This is a genomic window from Martelella sp. UBA3392 (assembly GCF_002358775.1).
Lineage (GTDB): Bacteria > Pseudomonadota > Alphaproteobacteria > Rhizobiales > Rhizobiaceae > Martelella > Martelella mediterranea.
In genome coordinates this window covers 12,234-32,874 of record NZ_DEPM01000128.1, presented here as the reverse complement: position 1 = coordinate 32,874, position 20,641 = coordinate 12,234, and the positions used below count along the sequence as shown (strand labels likewise).

Sequence of the window (20,641 nt, the reverse complement as noted above, 5' to 3'; positions counted from 1 at the left end):
CCGCCTTCCAGGGAGGAGGGGGCTTGTCACCCTCTTCTTGTGTTCTCAGAAGAAGCCGACCTTCTCGGTCGAGTAGCTGACCAGCAGGTTCTTGGTCTGCTGGTAGTGGTCGAGCATCATCTTGTGGGTCTCGCGCCCGATGCCGGACTGCTTGTAGCCGCCAAAGGCCGCATGCGCCGGATAGGCGTGGTAGTTGTTGACCCAGACGCGCCCGGCCTGAATGTGGCGGCCGAAGCGGTAGCAGGTATTGGCATCGCGCGACCACACGCCGGCGCCAAGGCCGTAAAGCGTGTCATTGGCGATCTCCAGCGCTTCCGCCTCATCCTTGAAGGTGGTGACGGAGACGACGGGCCCGAAGATTTCCTCCTGGAACACCCGCATCTTGTTGTGGCCTTTCAGGATCGTCGGCTCGATATAATAGCCGCCCGAAAGCTCGCCGCCGAGATCGGCAGCCTTGCCGCCAATCAGCACTTCCGCGCCTTCCTGGCGGCCGATATCGAAATAGCTGAGGATCTTTTCCTTCTGCTCGCTCGATGCCTGCGCGCCGATCATGGTGTTGTCGGCGCGGGGGTCGCCCTGGATGATCGCCTTGGTGCGGGCGATGGCGCGTTCCATGAAGGCGTCGTAGATATCCTCCTGGATCAGCGCGCGGGACGGGCAGGTGCAGACCTCGCCCTGGTTGAGCGCGAAGAACACGAAGCCTTCGACCGCCTTGTCGAGAAAGCCGTCGTCCTCGCGCATCACATCCTTGAAGAAGATGTTGGGCGACTTACCGCCAAGCTCCAGCGTCACCGGAATGAGGTTTTCGGTGGCATACTGCATGATCAGCCGGCCGGTCGTGGTCTCGCCTGTAAAGGCGATCTTGGCGATGCGCGGGCTCTGCGCCAGCGGCTTGCCTGCCTCGAGCCCGAAGCCGTTGACGATGTTGAGCACGCCGGGCGGCAGGATGTCGGCGATCAGCTCCGCCAGAACCAGGATAGAGGCGGGCGTCTGCTCGGCGGGCTTGAGCACCACGCAATTGCCGGCGGCAATCGCCGGCGCCAGCTTCCAGGCGGCCATCAGGATCGGAAAGTTCCAGGGGATGATCTGGCCGACCACGCCGAGCGGCTCGTGGAAGTGATAGGCGACGGTGTCGTTGTCGATCTCGCTCATCGTGCCTTCCTGGGCGCGAAGCGCGGAGGCAAAGTAGCGGAAATGGTCGGCGGCAAGCGGGATATCCGCGTTCATGGTCTCGCGGATCGGCTTGCCATTGTCCCAGGTCTCGCAGGTGGCGATCAGGGCAAGGTTGGCCTCGATAACATCCGCGATCTTCAGCAGGGCGCGGGCGCGGTCGGCCGGCGAAGTCGAACCCCATTTCGCCTTGGCGGCGTGGGCCGCATCCAGCGCCAGCTCGATATCGGCGGCGTCGGAACGGGCGATCTCGTTGATCGCTGCCCCGGTGATCGGCGTGGTGTTGGTGAAATAGCGACCGTTTTTCGGCGGTACGAACTTGCCGCCGATGAAGTTGTCATAGCGGTCCTTGAAGGGGGATTTCAAAAGCCCTTCGGGTTTGGTCATCTCGTTCATAACAGTTCCTCCCAGAAATCATGCTGAACTTTAGTGATGGGCCGAGTTTCGATGGATCATCGCTGCTTGTCATCCGCCGCAAACCGGCAGAGATCGGACTCTGTCTCGCAATTGAGACAGTTTTCCGCGCCAAGGATGTTGATCTGGTGAGGAGATTGCGACGACCGGTATGAACGCCGCCGAAGTCGCGTCGTTTCCGTCTAGTTCTGCTCGAACCGCGATTGCAGGCCGAGGCGCTTCATACGGCGATAGAGCGTGGCGCGGCCGATGCCCAGATCCTCTGCCGCACGGCTTGCATTGCCGCGCCGGCGGGCGAGCGCCTTGAGGATGGCCGAGCGTTCCGCCGAGGCGAAGCCGGTCTCTGGAGCCCCTTTCGCCAGCAGGTCGTCGGCCGGAACCGGGGAGAACCGGCCCGCGGCCACAAGCCCCAGCGTCAGCCGCGCGGCGCGGGTTGCGCCGACCACGAGGTCGTTTTCATCGACGGCGACCAGCGCGGCGGCATCGCCGCCGGCGGATTCCGTGTCATCGTCATCATCCACGAGAATGATTCGCTGACCGCTATGGTCATGGCGGAAGCAGTCCGCCTCGATTTGCCGCGCCGCCTGGCGCACGAGCGCGGCGATGAGCTGGTTGGCGGAAGCGGTCTGGTCGCTGCGGGCGGAGGAAATGTCGAGCGCGCCGATCAGCCGGCCATCCGCGCCATAGATCGGCGCGTCGATGCAGCTCATGGCGATGTTGCGATCCAGAAAATGCTCGTCGCGATGAATGATGAGCGGCCGTTCCTCCGCAAGGCAGGTGCCGATGCCATTCGTGCCCACGGCGGCCTCCGACCAGCTTCGGCCCGGCCGCAGGCCCCAGCTTTCGAAACTCGACTGGTCGCCGCTGCGCCAGCGCGCATCGAGAACCATGCCATCGGCATCGCTCAGGAAAACGCCGCAGGCAGAGAGCGAGACGCATTTATAGAGATGATCGAGCCGGGCGCGGGCGACATGCATCAGAAGATCGGATTTTTCTATCCGTTGCCTCAGTTCAAGCTCGGACAGCGTCTCGGCGCGGCGCGTTCTGGCGCTGGCCGGGTCGAGCCCGTGCTGAACCAGCGAGCGCCACCATGAGGCGGCCACCGGCGAGCGCGCCGGTCCGTTGGCCGACAGCGCCGTCGCGGTCACGATGTCGGCATGGGCACGGTTTTCCGCCGGCCTTGACATATAAGCCATCGCTGTCTCCTCCCGCTTCCGGTGTGCACATCTGCGGTGCCGCGCCCGGTCTCCTCGGCGGTTTATGCAGATATTGTGATCCAAAACGAAGCGGGAGTGAAGGGATTTCGGCGCGAAGTCGTATCAGACTTTGGTGAACGGGGCGAGCTGCTCTGGCCGATCGCAGGGAAAACCATTCCCGGCAAACAAAAACCCGGCGTGAGCGCCGTGTGAGGTTGCCGACCAAGCCGCTGCTTCAGAGTTTTTGATCATCGCTGGACCCCACAGGGGTCATGCTCGGGCTTGACCCGAGCATCCATACTGCACGAGCCATTGATCAAGATGGTGCTTTTTAGACTGTGCGGTGCGGCCTGGATCCTCGGGTCAAGCCCGAGGATGACACCCGTAAAAAAAATAGCTTTGTCAAAAAGTCTGAATCCGGCGCAAGTGCCGGGTTCTCGGTATACGTCGCGGTGCGATCCGCCACAAAAAAAAGCCCGACACGACTGCCGGGCTTTCAGTTTCACAAATCAGGCCGCCATGGCCTTCTGCAGGTTCTCGTCGATCTTGTCGAGGAAGGCGGTGGTGGAGAGCCAGGGCTGATCGGGGCCGATCAGGAGCGCCAGGTCCTTGGTCATGTGACCGCTTTCGACGGTGTCGACGCAGACCTTTTCCAGCGTCTCGGCGAAGTGGATCAGGTCCTGGTTGTCGTCGAGCTTGCCGCGATGGGCCAGACCGCGCGTCCAGGCGAAGATCGAGGCGATCGAGTTGGTCGAGGTCTCCTGACCCTTCTGGTGCTGGCGGTAGTGGCGGGTCACCGTGCCGTGCGCAGCTTCGGCTTCCACCGTCTTGCCATCCGGCGTCATCAGCACCGAGGTCATCAGGCCGAGCGAGCCGAAGCCCTGGGCGACGATGTCGGACTGGACGTCGCCGTCATAGTTCTTGCAGGCCCAGACATAACCGCCGGACCACTTCAGCGAAGCGGCAACCATGTCGTCGATCAGGCGATGCTCGTACCAGATCTTCTTGGCTTCGTACTGTTCCTTGAATTCTGCGTCATAGACTTCCTGGAACAGGTCCTTGAAGCGGCCGTCATAGGCTTTCAGGATGGTGTTCTTGGTCGACAGATAGCAGGGCACGCCGCGCATCAGGGCGTAGTTCAGCGAAGCGCGGGCGAAATCGCGGATCGAATCGTCGAGGTTGTACATCGCCATGGCAACGCCGGAGGAGGGGGCGTCGAACACTTCATGCTCGATTTCCTTGCCGTCCTCGCCGACGAACTTGATCGTCAGCTTGCCCTTGCCGGGGAAGCGGAAGTCGGTGGCGCGGTACTGGTCGCCGAAGGCATGACGGCCGACGATGATCGGCTTGGTCCAGCCGGGAACCAGGCGCGGAACGTTCTGCATGATGATCGGCTCGCGGAAGATCACGCCGCCGAGGATGTTGCGGATCGTGCCGTTCGGCGAGCGCCACATCTTCTTCAGGCCGAATTCCTCGACGCGGGCTTCATCCGGCGTGATGGTCGCGCATTTGATGCCGACGCCGTGCTTCTTGATGGCGTTGGCGGCATCGACGGTGACCTGATCGTCGGTGGCATCGCGGTTCTGGACCGACAGGTCGTAATATTCAATCGGCAGGTCGAGATAGGGCAGGATCAGCTTTTCCTTGATGAACTGCCAGATGATGCGCGTCATTTCATCGCCGTCGAGATCGACAACCGGGTTTGCCACCTTGATCTTCGTCATGCTTCTTCCTCGTCTGCGGGGCCTGAAGGCCCGTGTTTTAACGTTTCCCGAGGGCTATAGCATCGCGGTCGCGGGGAAAAAAGGCATGGCGCGCCGAAACTTTGCGAAAAGTGCGTGTGGGCTGGGTCCGCCTCTGGATTGCCGGCATAACAAATGTTATTGGTATAACTATTGTTATGTGGATTCTTCCGCGCGATGGAGCGTCCCGCATCACTGCGCCAAGGGAAGGTGACATGTCCGATTTGAGCGAAGCCGAGCAGGCACTGCTTGCGCTGATCCGGGAGAACCCGTTTGCGGGTCAGCAGCAGATGGCCGATCAGCTCGGCCTATCGCGTTCCGCCGTGGCGGCCCATGTGGTGCGGCTTACCGAGAAGGGCCATATTCTCGGGCGTGGTTATATGCTGCCGCAAGAGGGGCGGGTGGTTGTCATCGGCGGGGCGGTGATCGACCGCAAGTATCTCGCCCGCGCGCCGCTGATCGCGGGAACCTCGAACCCGGTCGAGGGTATGCGCAGTTTTGGCGGCGTGGCGCGTAATGTCGCCGAAAATCTGGCGGCGCTCGGGGCCGGCGTCAGCTTTGTCTCCGCCGTGGGCGCGGATGAAAGCGGGCGCGATCTCGCCCGCCATCTCGGCGCGCGCGGCATCGATGTCGCCAATCTCTTTCAGTTGCCCGACCAGCGGACGGCGGAATATGCGGCCATTCTCGAGCCCGGCGGCGACCTTGCCTATGGCATTGCCGACATGGCGATCTTAGATCGGCTGACGCCGGAACTGCTGGCCAATGCCGCGCCCTCTCTTGCAGCCGCAAGGCTGGTGTTCGCCGACTGCAACCTGCCGGCAGCAACCCTTGCCTTCCTGATCGAACAACGGCGCGCCGGGCGGTTCGAACTGGCCATCGACGCGGTCTCGACGCCGAAGGTGAAGAAGCTTCCCGAAGATCTTTCGGGCGTCGACCTCCTGTTCCTGAATCTGGACGAGGCTTGCGCCTATCTCGGCATATCATTTTCTAGGGATATCAATGGAATGCGGCAGGCAGCGAAAGCGCTGAATGAGGCTGGCGCGATGGTTGTGATCCTGACCTCCGGCACCCTTGGCGCTGTCATGTCTTCCGGCGGCACGGCAAGCACGGTGCCGGTGGTGGCCGCAAGGCCGGTGGATATGACCGGCGCTGGCGATGCGATGATTGCCGGAACCCTTCACCACTATCTTGAGAGCGGCACGCTTCATGAGGCCGTGCGGCGCGGCGCGCTGATTGCCGCGCTGACAACCGAAAGCGCGGCGAGCGTCCATCCGCAAATGTCCCCACACTTTGTCGAGGCCAATCTTCACCGCCTCGCACCAATCGAAGGAGAAGCACGTGTCTGACATCGAAATCACTCTCGGCACGGAAGTCAGGGAAGCGCTGGCACAGGGCAAGCCCGTCGTGGCGCTGGAATCGACCATCATCACCCATGGCATGCCCTATCCCGCCAACCTTGAGACCGCGCTCAGCGTCGAGGCGGTGGTGCGCGAAAACGGCGCGGTGCCGGCCACAATCGCCGTGATCGACGGCAGGCTGCATGCCGGCCTCGACCGCGACGTCATCGAGCGGCTGGCGAAGGTCGAGGAGGGCGTGGTCAAGGCCTCCGGCCGCGATCTCGCGGTCGCGATCGTCAAGGGCCAGACCGCGGGCACCACGGTTTCGGCCACCATGAAGATCGCCGATCTGGCCGGCATCCCGATCTTCGCCACCGGCGGCGTCGGCGGCGTGCATCGCGGCGCGGAGCAGACCTTCGACATTTCGGCCGATCTGACCGAACTCGGCCGCACGCCGGTGACGGTGATCTGCGCCGGGGTCAAATCGATCCTCGATATTGCGAAGACGCTCGAATATCTCGAAACCCAGCGCGTGCCGGTGATCGCCTATCGCAGCGATGACTTCCCCGCCTTCTTCACCCGCTCCAGCGGCTTCAAGGCCGACCATCGACTGGACAGCGCCGAGGAGATCGCCGCCGCCATGATCGCCCATGACGAGCTTTCGACCGGAACCGGCATGCTGATCGCCAATCCGGTGCCCGAGGCCGATGCGCTGACGCCGGAATTCATCGACGGCACCATCGACGATGCGGTGCGCGAAGCCGAGGAACGCGGCATTGCCCGCAAGGAGCTGACGCCCTTCTTGCTCGCGCGGATCAACGAATTGTCGGAAGGGCGCAGCCTGAAGGCCAACATCGCGCTGGTGAAGAACAATGCCGCGCTCGCCGCGCGGATCGCGGCGGCAAGGGTCGCGGCACGCGCCTGAAGACGGATTGCGTTTCGCGCGCGCCTCGTTACTCTCCGGTGCAAAATCGCCGAACCCGAGGAGACCGTGATGACCGAGAGCTTTCCCGCGCTGCTGATCCGCGACAAAGACCATCCCGCCGCCGAGATGACGGAGCTGACCCGCGACGACCTGCCCGATCTGCCGGTGCTGGTGCGGGTCGACTATTCCGGCCTGAACTACAAGGACGGGCTTTCGGTCACGGGCAAGGGACGGATCGCGCGCCGGTTTCCGATGGTGCCGGGCATCGACGTCGCCGGCACGGTTGTCGAATCGGCAAGCGATTCGTTTCAGCCCGGCGACCGCGTGATCGCCACCGGCTCCGGCCTGTCCGAGACCGAGTGGGGCGCTTTCTCGGCCTATCAGCGGCTGAAGCCGGAATGGCTGATGAAACAGCCGGAAGGCTTCGACCAGCGTCAGGCGATGGCGATCGGCACGGCGGGCGTGACGGCGGCGCTCTGCGTCAACCAGCTTCTCGCCTGGGGCAATCTGTCTCAGGATGGCGGCAGCGTGCTGGTCACGGGGGCGGCCGGCGGCGTCGGCTCCTATGCCGTGGCGCTGCTTGCCGCGCTCGGCTTTCACGTGACCGCCTCCACCGGCCGGGCGGAAACCCATGATTATCTGCGCCAGCTCGGCGCGAGGGATTTCATCGACCGCAAGGCGCTTTCGGAAGCCGGCAGGCCGTTGCAGGAGGAGCGCTGGATGGGCGCCGTCGACAGCGTCGGCTCGACCACGCTTGCCAATGTTCTGGCGCAGACGGTGCGCGACGGCGCGGTGGCCGCCTGTGGCTTAGCCGGCGGGCCCGATCTTCCCGCAACCGTGCTGCCGCATATCCTGCGTGCGGTCACGCTGATCGGCGTCGATTCCGTGTTCGCGCCGCCAAAGCGCCGCGAGGCCGCATGGCGGCTGTTGCAGAACAATCTGACGCCGGAACATATCGACCTTGTCACCGCCGGCGAAATCGACCTTCAGGGCCTGCCGCAGGCCGCCGAAGACATTCTGGCCGGCAAGGTGCGCGGACGGATGATCGTGAAGGTGGCGTAGGCCATTTCGGCTTGTTGGCAGCCCCGGTGCTCAATCGCGCAGTTTCGAGGTTCTTAAAGGACCTGAAAAGGCCGAGAATACAGGCCTGAGCTAAGGAGAGCATGTGTGAAGATAGCCGCCGCCCAAACTGCCGTTTCAAAAGACATATCAACGAACGCCGCACTTATTCGACAGGTGATTTCGGATGCCGCTGCAGAAGGTGTCAGGCTCGTCAGCTTCTGCGAAGGCGCATTGTCGGGATATTCGAAGGCGCAAATTGCCACTCCGGACGATTGGCGCTTCTTTGATTGGTTCGGTTACGAGAAAGAGTTGAGGAGCATTGCCGAACTCTGCGGAATGCTCGGTATTTTTGCGGTCGTTGGCGGTGCGCACAGGCTGTCGGCAATGGAACGCCCGCACAACAGCCTTTATGTGTTCTCGGGTTCTGGCGACCTGTTGACAAGGTATGACAAGAGGTTCCTCTCGAACAGCGAGATCAACGGCTGGTACACGCCGGGGGCCGATCCGATAGTTTTTGAAGTCGATGGCTTCCGCTTCGGCTGCGCGATCTGCATTGAGTCTCAATTCCCCGAAGTTTTCATGGAGTACGAACGGTTGGGAGCCGATGCAGTACTGTTCTCATCATATGGAATTCCCGAGCATTTTCAGATTGCGCTCAGAGCGCATGCAGGCCTGAATTGCCTATGGATCAGCGCATCGACGCCCGCTCAGAAAGCACACAAGGGGCCTGCCGGGATTGTAGGGCCAGATGGAAAATGGGCCGCCCTTTGTGATGTATCCAACGACACAAGCTTCGTAACTTCCATTCTCGATCGCCTTGATCCTGGATACGATGTCCCGCTTCAGAAGGCTCGTCCGTGGCGAGCGAAGGCGCGCTCGGGCGAAATTTATAGAGAGAAGATGACGACGGATAGCAGAAGCCGGGATAGAAAAGGATATTGACGATCGCAACCATACGGCTTCACGCATCCGACCTCTCAACTCGACACTGCATTAATGGCTCGGTCACGGGCCAGCAATGTTCAGAACGATATGAATAGAGCGCTATTTTTTCTCCGACCGAGCGAGGGAATTGCCGCCTGTGTCCTGCTTGGCGAAGGGAACCTGAATACTTCGAACGCCTACTACCCATACTGTCAGCGGCCTGTCGAGGTTTAGGCCGCCTATCGCCGCGGCCGCGCCTCCAACCACCGCGTTCCCTGTAACGCAAGCAGGATCACCGCAACGCCTATGAAAATGCGTGGCGAGGGGACCTCGGCGAAGAAGAAGAAGCCGGCGGTGGCGGAGAAGAACACCGAGAGATAGCCGAAGGGGGCGAGCACGCTCGCGTCGCTCTTCTGGTAGGCTTTCAGCCAGCAATATTGCCCGGCCTGCGCCAATAGCCCGATCAGCGCCAGCACCGGCCAGTGAGCGAGCGGCACGGGCTGCCACAGCATGAGGGCGGGGATGCCGGTCAGCAGCGCGAGGCCGACGGTGTAGAACACCATCATCACGATCGTGCTTTCGTCCTTCAGCCGCCGGGTCTGGATCGTCGCCATCGCGCCGAACACGATGCTGGCGAGCACCACCAGCAGGCCGGGGTGAAACGCCATTTCGCCGGGTGCGACGATGATCAGCGCGCCGCCGAAGGCGAGGCCCGCGCCGAGCCAGCGGAGCCGGCTGACCCTTTCGCCAAGCAGCAGGGCGGCAAGCCCCATGGTGACCAGGGGCCGGGTGAAGCCGAGCGCGTTCACCAGGACGAGCGGCAGCATGGCGAAGGCGAGGAAGTTCGAGGTCAGCGCGATCGCGTTGCAGGTGACGCGAAAGGCATTGCGCAGCGGATAGCGGATGTTCATCAGCGCCGCGCGGTTGCGAACGATCATCGGCAGGATGAAAACGAGGCCGATCAGGGCGCGGATGAAGACGAGCTGGATCGCCGGATAGGCGACGCTGTTGGCCTTCACCAATACGCTCATGAAGGTCACCAGCGTCATGTCGGCCAAGAGCCAGGCGACGCCCTGGCCCGCCGCGTTCTTATCCTCGGCCGGCGGTGCCGCGGCGCTCACGTGATCATGCCGGCTGAACGAGGTTCGCCATCAGCCGGAAGGCGCCGGGGGTGAGGCGGTCCATCTGGTGGTGGAGCACGAGGCTCGTATGGGTGTGCCGGCCCTTGCCGATAACCGCGGAGACGAGCGCGCCGGTCAGCGGTTTTTCGTCCGCGTCATGCATGGCGAGCAGCGGTTCGTAGGCATCGTCCCATCCGGAAGCGAAATAGAGCCCGCGTTCCTTGTGCCAGCCGGCCCAGTCTTCCGGTCCGATCACGTTCGGACCGGCGAGAAGCGTGTGGCCGGGCGACAGCACGTCGACCTCGGCCTGCGGATTGGTGACGCGCCAGCGCAGCGAGGGCGAGCCGATCTTCAGATAGCGGGGCGGGGTTGTCTCCGGGTTCCAGCCATCGGAGGGACGGTGGTAGAGCGTGACGAGATGGCCGCCATCCTCGACGAAGCGATGGAGCTTCCGGGTCGCGGCGGCAAGGTCCGGCCGGGTGCCGAAGGCGAAGATGCCGATCACGATGGTGGTGAAGGCCGAAAGATCGCCCGACAGCGCGTTGGCGTCCAGTTCGGTGACGTCGAGCCCCATGCGCTGAAGCCATGTGCCGACATTGTCCGCGCCGCCGCCGACATAGCCGATCTTCGCGCCTTCGGGCAGCGTCAGGTCAAGCGTAAGAACGTTCAGCACCTCCGGCCGGACGAAGCGGTTGCGGCCGATATGGGGATAGCTGAAGCTGGTGATATTGGCCGCCGGCTTGCCCGCGATCTCGGGCGTCATGACGGTGAGGCCGGAGGAGGGGCTGGAAGGTATTTTAATCTTGAAGCTTTCGCCTTCGCCGGTGACCTCGAAACCGTTAACGCTCTTGAAGTGAAGGGGCATTTCAGTGTCAGCGGTAAATGAGATTTCCGACGGAAGCTTTTGAAGTGGCAGAATAAATGCGGATGGCTTCAGCCTGACGGAATGGGCCGGCGCAAGCGGAAGGGCGGTTTCGAGGTCGACGCTGCGCGTCACTTCGCGCCCGGCGATGCCGGCTGAAAGCGTCACCGAAACCGGTCCATTGCCGCCAAGCGAGGACCAGAGCGGCGGGTATTGGTTGGAAAGCGGCGCGTCGGCATCGGCGGCAAGCGTGAAGCGGTGGATGCCCTCGGTCACTGCGGCGTCGACGACGCGGACGCCCTCCGGCAGGCTCGGCGTCACGGTGGCGTCGGCGCCTTCGGCGAGCACCACGGTCAGCGTCGCGGTTCCGCCGGGCGTCAGATAGTCGGCCTCGCCATAGGCGCGCTCGAAGATGCGGGCGCTTTCGAACAGCGCCGCGTCGATCTCGGCGCGCTTGCGGGCGAGACGGTGGCCATGAAGCGCATGGAAAGCGTCATCGCCGGCGGCTTCCGCCGTCTCGATCCGAGCCGCCGCCTCGGTGAGGCACTGCTGCACGGCATCGGCATTCGGGAAAGCGGCCAGTGCCGCGGCTATCACCTCATCGACGGCGGCCAGCGCCGCGCCGAGCGCGCCTTCGGGGGCGAGATCCTTGAGCGTGGACGGCAGGCCGTCGAGGATCGTGGCTTCCGGCATGCCGGCATTGTCGCCGCGCAGCAGATGGAGTTGCCAGACATGATCCGGGCGCTCCGGCCACCAGCCCATGCCCTGCGAGGCGTGGTAATAGCGCGACCACTCGCCGATGCGGTCGTAGTCGGCGCCGGTCACGGGATCCCGTTCGCGGACGTCAATGGTAAGCGTTGCGGGAGGCGGGGGCAGGTCGTCATCATAGGTGCCGCCGCCGCCGGACCATGCCGGCAGATAATATTTCGCAACCCTCCAGGGTGTCAGACCCTGGGCGAAATGCTCGGGAAAGGCTGTCTCGTCGGCGGCAAGACGCAGGGCGGTCTCGGCGGCCCGCGTCATGGCGCGGTGGTGGCCGTGCTGGCCCGGCACGTCGAGGAAGGTCGGGATCACGATATCGGGCCGCTCGGTGCGGTAGGCGCGCACCAGCCGCTCAACGATCCGGTCCTCGCCCCAGCGGGCGAAGGTGGCGTCGCCATCCTTGGAGAAGCCGAAGTCGTGAACCGGGTCATCCGGGCCGTGGCCGAGCCAGTGGATATCAGCGTCGAGCGCGCGGGCGGCCTCTTCCAGCTCGCGGGTTCTGAGCGCGCCGAGCGCGCCGAGCCGTTCCGGCCCGAGCACGTTCTGCCCGCCTTCGCCGCGCGTCGAGCAGGCGATGATCACGCGCATGCCAAGGCCGAGGCTGAACCAGGCGAGCATGCCGGATTGTTCGTCATCGGGGTGCGCTCCGGTGTTCATCATCGTCACCGGCGAGGTCAGCCGCGTCAGCGCCCGGTAGAGCCGCACATGGGCAGAGGACGACATTTCCTGTTCGATGCGTTGGCGCGGCGTGAGCATGCTGTTCCCCGTGATTGTTTCAGGCCACCTGCTGGTCGGGCGGCGATGTTTCGAGTTTCGGTGTCAGGATTTCGAAAAGCGGCAGGGCGGCCGCGCCGAGCGCTGCCGTGTACTGCCCGGTCTGGCCGCGCATCACCCGCGGCTCTTTGCGCCCGGCGCGGGCGGCGACGGAGGGCGGAAGCGGCGGCAGTCGGGCGATCACCGCATCCATGACGCTGTCGGAGAACGCCCCGCTGAAGATGATGGTTTCCGGATCGAAGATGTTTTCGAGCAGCCCGATGACGGTGGAGAGGTGGGCGGCCGCTTCGTCGATCCACGCCTGGACCACCTGGTCTCCGGATTGAAAAAGTCTTTCGATTTCAGATATCTGCGGTCGTTCCCTGCCGCTCTGGTCGAATTTTTCGTGGAGCGCGTGAAGCGAGGCGTAGCGCTCCAGGCAGCCATGCTGGCCGCAGGGGCAGAGCCGCCCGGACGGCACCACCGGCACGTGGCCGATCTCGCCGGCATTGCCGAACGCGCCGCGATAGGGCGCGCCATCCTGGATCATGCCGAGGCCAATGCCGGTGCCGAAATAGAGCATGCAAAAATGCGAGATCGCATGGCCCGCGCCGAACAGCCGTTCGGCAACGGCGGCGGCGGCGGCATCGTTTTCAAGCGCCACGTCCATGCCGCAGGCCTCGCTCAGCGCGGCCTTCACGTCGATGCCGCTCCAGCCGGGAAGCGTGGTCGGACCGACGAAGCTCATGCCCTCGATGCCGAACGGGCCGGGCATGACCACGCCGACGCCGAGCAGGGGCGAATCGAACGATTTTCGTGCCCGCTCGACCTCGAGACCGAACACTGGCAGGCAGCGTTCCGGCGTCGTGTCGGCGAGCGGAACGATCCGCTTGTAGCGGAGCACGCCGGTGAGATCGAGCACCGTGACCACCATCTGGTCGGTCGCGATCTCGACGCCGATCGTGGCGGCCCCTTCCGGGTTGACGGCGAACTGGATCGGCGGCTGGCCGCGGCCGGAACGACGCCGGCCGGTGCTGATCAGCAGGCCGGAGCCGACGAGATCGTCGACGATATTGGCGACGGCCTGGGCGGTGAGCTGGGTCTGACGCGCGATCTCCATGCGGCCGAGCATGCCGTGCTGGCGCACGAGATCGAGCACGACCCGGCGATTGTGCTCCCTGTTGCGTTCCGGATTGTTGCCGATGGCGAACTGCCCGCGCGTCTTCTCGTTCATTTCATTCCGCTTTCTGATGTCGTCAGTCTGATCCGCGCTGTTTCTAACGTCAATATATTAATTCAATTAGATTATGTTATTGACAAAACCCGGATGTCACGCGACCGTATCGTGGAGGCGTCGGTCAACGACGCCCCGGAGGCCGCGCAAGCGGGCATCCGCAACAATGAACAACGGCCGCCGCCGAGAGGGATGACGGCTTTTCGGGAACAAGAGCCCTGAGGTCCGTGGCGGCCTCACTGGGAAGTGGAGAGAATTATGCGCAAGGCACTTATGCTCGCCGGGCTGATGTCCGGTATCAGCCTGTTTTCGGTCGGCTCGGCCAATGCGGTCGAGATCGAGTACTGGCAGTATATATACGAGACCCGCGTCAACGCGATGGATCAGCTGATCGAGAAGTTCGAGGAAGCCAATCCAGATATCACCGTCAAGCAGGTGACCTTCCCTTACGCCGATTACCAGACCCGCATCGTTGCCGCCAACATGGCCGGCAAGGGGCCGGACGTGATGCAGCTCTTCTATGGCTGGCTCGACAAGTTCGTGGCGGGCAATCTGCTGCAGCCGCTGTCTGAGGACGCATTCCCGCAGGACAAGATCGAGAGCGAGTTCTTCCCGATCGTGACCGCGATGAAGCGCGACGGCGAATATTACGGCCTGCCGACGGCGGTCCGTTCGCTGGCGCTGTTCTACAACAAGAAGCTGTTCGAGGAGAACGGCCTCGACCCCAACAGCCCGCCGCAGACGCTCGACGACATGGTTGCGGCCGCCAAGGCGATCGCCAAGCATGATGATGCTGGCAACATCACCGTTGAAGGCATGACGCTCGACATGGCGGGCCAGGATCACCAGTGGTGGCGCGAAGTGCTGGTGCGCCAGTTTGGCGGCGTTCCCTATACCGACGACTACCGCAAGGTCACCTATGACAGCCCGGAAGGCACCGAGGCCCTGCAGTTCTATACCGACCTGCAGCTCAAGGAGAAGGTCGGCCAGGCGGGCTTCATGGACGAGGCCCAGGCAGCCTTCAAGGGCGGTCGCGCCGGCATGACCATCGACGGCACCTTCCGTCTCGGCTCGTTCGGCCAGATCGAGGATTTCGAATGGGGCGTGACCGAGCTGCCGGCCAATGCCGACGGCATGCGCTCCAACTATTCGAGCTACTTCGCCAATGGCATCGGCGCCAAGGTGAAGGGCGAGGAACTGGAAGCCTCGGAGAAATTCCTGGCCTATCTGACCTCGCCGGAAGCCATGGAAGTCTGGCTCGACGTCGTTGGCGAACTGCCGGCGCGGCGCGAGGTGGCGTTGACGGAAAAGAACGTCTCGAACCCGATCTACGGCCCGTTCCTCAAGGGGCTGGATTACGCCCACACCACGCTGTTCGTGGATGAATCGGCCCAGCGTCAGGTCGCCATCGACATGGCCAACCGCGTACTCCTCAATGGCCAGTCGCCCGCCGACAGCATCAAGGAAGCCGCCGCGCAGGAACAGAAGATCATCGACGAAGCGATGTGAGGCGGCAAATGCCCGTTCAGTCTGAAACAGGGGCGGCCACGAGCCGCCCCCATGAGCGCCCCGAAGGCGGCGGCTTTTCCGACCGTTTTTCAATGCACACCAAGCGGCTCATCTGGGTCTGGACCTTTCTGGCGCTGCCGGTGCTGTTTTACAGCGTCATCCGCTTCTATCCGACCCTCGACGCCTTCCGGCTGTCGCTGACGGACTGGAACCTGATGAAGCCGCCGAAATTCATCGGTCTTGAAAACTACCGGAAGATGTTCGCCGATCCGGCGTTCTGGCAGGTGTTCAAGAATACCTTCGCCTATCTGATCTTCGGCACGCCGATCTCGCTGGTGCTGTCTTTCACCATTGCTTTCTTCCTCGACCGGGTGCGCTTCGGCCACGGTTTCATCCGTGCGCTCTATTTCCTGCCGTTCCTGACGACGGCGGCGGCCATGGCCTGGGTCTGGCGCTGGTTCTACCAGCCGGCTCCCATCGGCGTCATCAACGACCTTCTGGCGCAATTCGGGCTTCAGCAGCAGCCCTTCCTGCGCTCCACCACGCAGGCGCTGCCATCGATCATGGTGACGGCGATCTGGGCTGGTCTCGGCTTCCAGGTCATCATCTTCATGGCGGGGCTGCGCGCCATTCCCACGACCTTCTATGAAGCCGCGCGGATTGACGGTCTCGGCGAATGGGCGATCCTGCGCAAGATCACGCTGCCGCTCTTGAAGCCCACCACCGTGTTCCTTGTCGTCCTGTCCTCGATCGGGTTTCTCAGGATCTTCGATCAGGTCTACAACATGACCACGAACGATCCCGGCGGCCCGCTCGGCTCCACCAAGCCGCTGGTGCTGATGATCTACCAGTCGGCCTTCTCATCCTACCAGATGGGCTATGCCGCCGCGCAGACCGTGGTTCTCTTTCTCATCCTGCTGGTGATCTCGCTCCTGCAGCTCTGGATATTGAGGGACAAGAAATGACCGATATTGCCGGCGAAAACGCAGTGTCCCGCTTCCGTCCGAAGGTGCGCCCCGGCTATGTGCTGATGTGGACGCTGCTCCTGATCGGCGGCATCGTGATGATCACGCCGATCCTGTTCATGTTCGCGACCTCGCTGAAGCCGTCGAGCCAGGTCTACGACCTCCGGCTGATCCCGCAGGACCCGACGCTGGCGAACTACATCGAGGTGCTGACCTCTTCCGGCTTCGCCCGCTGGTTCTTCAACTCGCTGCTGATCGCCACCATCGTCACCTGCTCGAACGTGTTCTTCGACAGCCTCGTCGGCTACACGCTGGCAAAATTCCGGTTCCGCGGCCGCCGCTTCATCTTCCTGGCGATCCTCTCGACCCTGATGATCCCGACGGAAATGCTGGTGATCCCGTGGTATCTGATGTCGGCCAATTTCGGCTGGCTCGACAGCTATTGGGGCATCATGTTTCCGGGCATGATGACCGGGTTCGGCACCTTCCTGATGCGCCAGTTCTTCGAGGGCGTGCCGGACGATTTCATGGAGGCCGCGCGGATCGACGGCATGAACGAGTTCGTTATCTGGTGGAAGATCGCCATGCCTCTGGTCGCGCCCGCGCTTTCGGCGCTTGCGATCTTCACCTTTCTCGGCAACTGGACGGCCTTCTTCTGGCCGCTGATCGTCACCACATCGAGCGAGCTCTACACGCTGCCGGTCGGCCTCTCCTCCTTCGCCGTCGAGGCCCAGATCGAGTGGGAGATGATCATGACCGGTGCCGCTCTTGCCACGATACCAACGCTCGTCGTGTTCCTGATCTTCCAGCGCTATATCGTGCGCGGGGTCATGCTCGCCGGCGTCAAGGGATAAGCCAATGAAACACACCAATCCCGCCGCAGGCGATACCAGCCGCTTTCCTGATCCGGTTTACAAGGAAACCGTGCTCAAACCGTTGTTCGACGGCGCTAAAACCCATTTCGTCGATGGCTTCCGCGCCATCGACCGCGCCCATCTGGTGATGCTTGCCGAGACCGGCATTCTCACCGCCGAACAGGCATCGAAGATCGCCGATGCGCTCGTCGCCATCGATGCCGAGGTCGATCCAGCTACGCTCGAATATACCGGCGAGGTCGAGGACTTCTTCTTTCTGATCGAGAAGGAATTGAAGGCCCGTCTTGGCCCCGATCTCGGCGGGCGCCTCCACACCGCCCGTTCGCGCAACGACATCGACCACACGCTGTTCAAGCTCGGCCTCCGGCACTATATCGATGCCGCGCTCGGCAAGGCGCTCGGCCTGCTCTCGGCGATGATCGATACAGCGGAGCGCGAGAAGGCGACGCTGATCGTCGCCTATACCCACGGCCAGCCCGCCCAGCCGACCACGTTCGGTCATTATCTGGGCGCTGCGATCGAGGTGCTTGCCCGCGACATCGAACGCCTGTTCGAAGCCCGCAGGACCGTCGACCTGTCGCCCATGGGCGCTGCCGCGATCACCACGTCGGGCTTCCCGATCGACCGGCACATGATGGCGGAGCTTCTGGGCTTCGAAGCGCCGCTCCAGAATTCCTATAGCTGCATTGCCGCCGTCGACTACATCACCGGCACCTATGCCGCACTTGAGCTGATGTTCCTCCATCTCGGCCGTCTGATCCAGGATTTCCAGTTCTGGACCAGCTTCGAGGTCGGCCAGCTCTACGTGCCGAATGCGCTGGTGCAGATTTCCTCGATCATGCCGCAGAAGCGCAACCCGGTGCCGATCGAGCATATGCGCCATCTCGCAAGCCAGACCGTCGGCCGCGCCCAGACCGTGCTGACGGTGATGCACAATACGCCGTTCACCGACATGAACGACAGCGAGGGCGAGACCCAGGCGATGGGCTATCAGGCGTTCGAGACCGGCTTCCGCGTGCTCGACCTGATGGCGAGCCTGATATCCGCCGTGAAGGTCAATGGCGAGCGGGTGGCGGCCAATCTCGACCGCTCCTGCATCACCATCACCGAACTTGCAGATTCGCTGGTGCGGCGTGAGCAGCTCTCCTTCCGCCAGGCGCACGAGATCGCCGCCGATGTCGCCCGTGCCGTCGTTGCCGCCTCTGGCGCGCTCGCAAGCGATGGCTATGCCCCGTTCCACAAGGCCTTCGCCGCCCATGCCGGACGCGAGACCGCGCTGGATGAGGCCGCCTTCCGCGAGATCGTCTCGCCCGAATATTTTGTCAGCGTGCGCGCCCGTTACGGCGGGCCGGCGGAAGAACCGCTCGGCAACGCCATCGCCGGCTACCGCCATACGCTCGGGAACTATCAGCAACAGGCCGATGACCAGGCCGCCCGCCTGGCCGCGGCAAGCGCGGAGCTCGCTGCCCGCTTCGAACGGTTGAGGGGAAAAGCATAATGGCTTCAATCGCACTGCAAAAACTGGTGAAGCGCTACGACAAGGTCGAAGCGGTTCACGGCATAGATCTCGAGATCGATGATGGCGAGTTCGTCGTTTTCGTCGGTCCATCCGGCTGCGGCAAATCGACGACCCTCCGCATGATCGCGGGGCTGGAGGAAATCTCCGGCGGCACGCTCCGGATCGGCGGCGACGTGGTCAACGAGCGCGCGCCAAAAGCCCGCAACATCGCGATGGTGTTCCAGAACTACGCGATCTATCCGCATCTGACCGTGCGCCAGAACATCGGCTTCGGCCTCTATACCGCCAAGCTTTCCAAGGAAGAGAAAAACGCCCGGATCGATGACACGGCCCGCATTCTCGGCCTCACCGATTATCTCGAACGCCGCCCGGCGGCGCTTTCCGGCGGTCAGCGCCAGCGGGTCGCGATTGGCCGGGCGATGGTGCGCAATCCGTCCGCCTTTCTGTTCGACGAGCCGCTGTCGAACCTCGATGCCCAGCTTCGCGCCCAGATGCGCATCGAGATCAAGAAGCTGCACCAGGAACTGAAGACCACCACCGTCTACGTCACCCACGACCAGATCGAGGCCATGACCATGGCCGACCGCATTGTCGTGATGAAGGACGGCAATATTCTGCAGACCGGGACACCGGTGGAGCTTTACGAGCATCCCGCCGACGTCTTCACCGCCCGTTTCATCGGCTCGCCGTCGATGAACATGCTGAAGGCGGGCAATCTCGGCGCGCCCGGTCAGACCATCGCCGCAGGCCGCGACGTGCTTGTCGGCATCCGCCCGCATGATCTCGTCGCCGTCGTTGATGGCGAAGCGCCGCTCGACGCGATCCTGACGCTGGAAGGCAAGGTCGAGGCGGTCGAGCCGCTCGGGCCGGAAACCATGGTGCATCTCGTTGTCGGCGGCGAGAGCGTGATCGCCACCTCGCCGGGCACGGTATCGCCGAAGGTCGGCGCGGCGGTCACATGCGCGGTCATGCCCGGAAAACTCTATCTGTTCGACGCCAAGACCGAAAAGAGCCTGGGCCGCAGATGACATCCGGACATGATGAAAGGTCGGCCGTCCTCTGCGTCGGCCGGATTTACTGCGACCTGATCTTTACCGGGCTTTCGCGCATGCCGGTGCTGGGGCGCGAGGTGTTCGCCGACGATCTGACGATTGCCGCCGGCGGCGGGGCCTTCATCTCGGCCGCGCATTTCGTGGATATCGGCCGCCATGCCGCGCTCGTCGGTCGTCTCGGCAATGATGCGATGTCGATGGCGATCGCCCCCCAGCTTCGCGACAGCGGCATCGATCTTTCCTTTCTGGAACGCGCCGACGATGCCGGACCACAGCTTACCGTCGCCTCGGTCATCGGTTCGGAACGCGCCTTCCTGACGCGAAGGGCAGGGGCGGCGGAGCCATCCACGCTTGATGCAACTCTATCGTGGCCGCGGGCCCGCCATCTGCATATCGCCGAATATGCAACGCTAGCCGAAATGCCGGATCTCGTCACCCGCGCCAAAGCCGCCGGCCTCACGGTCTCGCTCGATCCGAGCTGGGATGACGCGCTGATCGGCGATCCGTCATTGCTGGAAAACTGCAGGGACGTGGACGTTTTTCTGCCGAACCTCGAGGAGGCCCGCGCGATCACCGGCAAGCGCGACCCGACCGCCATGCTGGACGTTCTGAAGGCGCGTTTCCCCTGCGTCGGCATCAAGGCCGGGGAAGGGGGCGGCTATGCCGCTTCCGCCGATCGCGTCCTGCATCACCCGGCAGAAGCCGTCCCGGTCATCGACACCACCGGCGCGGGCGATGCCTTCAATGCCGGCTTCGTCGACGGCTGGCTTTCCGGGGCGGATCTGCCCGCAGCCCTAGCCGCCGCGATCCGCGCCGGCAGCCGCGCCGTCCAGGTCGCCGGCGGCGCCGTGCGGGGAAAGGTCTGAGCCCCTTGACCGCCCACTTTCCGCACCCCGGAGGCAGCGCCTGCTTTTTTCAGCGGAAAACCGACGAGCGTCTTGATCGACGTGCGAAAAACGCCTATCAGGGCCGGACCGGAGAGGTGGCCGAGTGGTCGAAGGCGCTCCCCTGCTAAGGGAGTATACCAGAGATGGTATCGAGGGTTCGAATCCCTTCCTCTCCGCCATTACCTCGTCCCAAGATCATGATTTTATTCATGGTTTTCTTTCCAGGATTGGTTGAGGTACATTTCAAGGTACATTCTGGCACGAAAGTCGAGGCTGCGCTTTCTCGTTCTGGTTTTCCGACTCTGCCTTTCCTACCGTAGCCGATGAAGCCG

The 20,641-nt window shown here is 63.3% G+C and carries 16 protein-coding genes and 1 tRNA gene; 11 read left to right on the top strand and 6 right to left on the bottom strand.

The features are described from left to right. Positions 1-45: 45 nt before the first annotated feature. From adh to B4E36_RS09445, 3 genes are all read right to left on the bottom strand, one after another. Positions 46-1,557, bottom strand: a complete 1,512-nt coding sequence (gene adh / locus B4E36_RS09455) for an aldehyde dehydrogenase (RefSeq protein ID WP_345900277.1) — start codon at positions 1,555-1,557, stop codon at positions 46-48. A 209-nt stretch (positions 1,558-1,766) separates the two neighbouring features. Then, on the bottom strand, positions 1,767-2,780 hold the full coding sequence (locus B4E36_RS09450; protein ID WP_292052745.1) for a GAF domain-containing protein: 1,014 nt from the start codon (positions 2,778-2,780) through the stop codon (positions 1,767-1,769). A gap of 509 nt (positions 2,781-3,289) precedes the next feature. Continuing rightward, positions 3,290-4,504, bottom strand: a complete 1,215-nt coding sequence (locus tag B4E36_RS09445) for an NADP-dependent isocitrate dehydrogenase (RefSeq protein WP_292052742.1) — start codon at positions 4,502-4,504, stop codon at positions 3,290-3,292. Between the two features lie 233 nt (positions 4,505-4,737). Here B4E36_RS09445 and B4E36_RS09440 point away from each other — a divergent pair, with 233 nt between their 5' ends. From B4E36_RS09440 to B4E36_RS09425, 4 genes are all read left to right on the top strand, one after another. Further along, positions 4,738-5,868, top strand: a complete 1,131-nt coding sequence (locus B4E36_RS09440) for a carbohydrate kinase (RefSeq protein ID WP_292052740.1) — start codon at positions 4,738-4,740, stop codon at positions 5,866-5,868. Then, entirely contained in the window at positions 5,861-6,784 is a 924-nt protein-coding gene (locus tag B4E36_RS09435; RefSeq protein ID WP_345900276.1) for a pseudouridine-5'-phosphate glycosidase, read from the top strand. Before B4E36_RS09440 ends, B4E36_RS09435 begins: the two co-directional genes overlap by 8 nt. Positions 6,785-6,853: 69 nt before the next feature. Then, the gene (locus tag B4E36_RS09430; RefSeq protein ID WP_292052736.1) at positions 6,854-7,846 is read left to right on the top strand and encodes an MDR family oxidoreductase; all 993 of its coding nucleotides are present in this window, start codon (positions 6,854-6,856) and stop codon (positions 7,844-7,846) included. Between the two features lie 105 nt (positions 7,847-7,951). Then, positions 7,952-8,788: a carbon-nitrogen hydrolase family protein gene (locus tag B4E36_RS09425; RefSeq protein WP_292052734.1), complete on the top strand. Its 837-nt coding sequence runs from the start codon at positions 7,952-7,954 to the stop codon at positions 8,786-8,788. A gap of 221 nt (positions 8,789-9,009) precedes the next feature. Here B4E36_RS09425 and B4E36_RS09420 read toward each other — a convergent pair whose 3' ends face one another. From B4E36_RS09420 to B4E36_RS09410, 3 genes are read right to left on the bottom strand one after another with little or no spacing between them, the layout of a single operon-like run. After that, entirely contained in the window at positions 9,010-9,891 is an 882-nt protein-coding gene (locus B4E36_RS09420) for a DMT family transporter (RefSeq protein WP_292052730.1), read from the bottom strand. A 4-nt stretch (positions 9,892-9,895) separates the two neighbouring features. Beyond that, complete coding sequence (locus B4E36_RS09415; protein ID WP_345900275.1) at positions 9,896-12,271, bottom strand: PIG-L family deacetylase; 2,376 nt, start codon at positions 12,269-12,271, stop codon at positions 9,896-9,898. Positions 12,272-12,290: 19 nt separating this feature from the next. Next, complete coding sequence (locus B4E36_RS09410; protein ID WP_292052726.1) at positions 12,291-13,502, bottom strand: ROK family transcriptional regulator; 1,212 nt, start codon at positions 13,500-13,502, stop codon at positions 12,291-12,293. A gap of 258 nt (positions 13,503-13,760) precedes the next feature. On the opposite strand from B4E36_RS09410, the gene B4E36_RS09405 reads away from it, so the two are divergent. The 7 genes from B4E36_RS09405 to B4E36_RS09375 all read left to right on the top strand — a co-directional run bounded on the left by B4E36_RS09405 (position 13,761) and on the right by B4E36_RS09375 (position 20,488). Continuing rightward, entirely contained in the window at positions 13,761-15,011 is a 1,251-nt protein-coding gene (locus B4E36_RS09405; protein WP_292052724.1) for an extracellular solute-binding protein, read from the top strand. Positions 15,012-15,019: 8 nt separating this feature from the next. Next, positions 15,020-15,976 (top strand): carbohydrate ABC transporter permease, encoded by a 957-nt coding sequence (locus B4E36_RS09400; protein ID WP_292052722.1) that lies wholly within the window; start codon positions 15,020-15,022, stop codon positions 15,974-15,976. Next, positions 15,973-16,830: a carbohydrate ABC transporter permease gene (locus B4E36_RS09395; RefSeq protein ID WP_292052720.1), complete on the top strand. Its 858-nt coding sequence runs from the start codon at positions 15,973-15,975 to the stop codon at positions 16,828-16,830. The genes B4E36_RS09400 and B4E36_RS09395 overlap by 4 nt, the downstream gene beginning before the upstream one ends. Before the next feature lie 4 nt (positions 16,831-16,834). After that, the gene (gene argH / locus B4E36_RS09390) at positions 16,835-18,349 is read left to right on the top strand and encodes an argininosuccinate lyase (RefSeq protein ID WP_292052719.1); all 1,515 of its coding nucleotides are present in this window, start codon (positions 16,835-16,837) and stop codon (positions 18,347-18,349) included. Continuing rightward, complete coding sequence (locus B4E36_RS09385; protein ID WP_292052717.1) at positions 18,349-19,398, top strand: ABC transporter ATP-binding protein; 1,050 nt, start codon at positions 18,349-18,351, stop codon at positions 19,396-19,398. Before argH ends, B4E36_RS09385 begins: the two co-directional genes overlap by 1 nt. Then, the gene (locus B4E36_RS09380; protein WP_292052715.1) at positions 19,395-20,288 is read left to right on the top strand and encodes a carbohydrate kinase family protein; all 894 of its coding nucleotides are present in this window, start codon (positions 19,395-19,397) and stop codon (positions 20,286-20,288) included. Before B4E36_RS09385 ends, B4E36_RS09380 begins: the two co-directional genes overlap by 4 nt. A gap of 110 nt (positions 20,289-20,398) precedes the next feature. Next, positions 20,399-20,488: transfer RNA gene (locus B4E36_RS09375), tRNA-Ser, on the top strand. Positions 20,489-20,641: the final 153 nt, after the last annotated feature.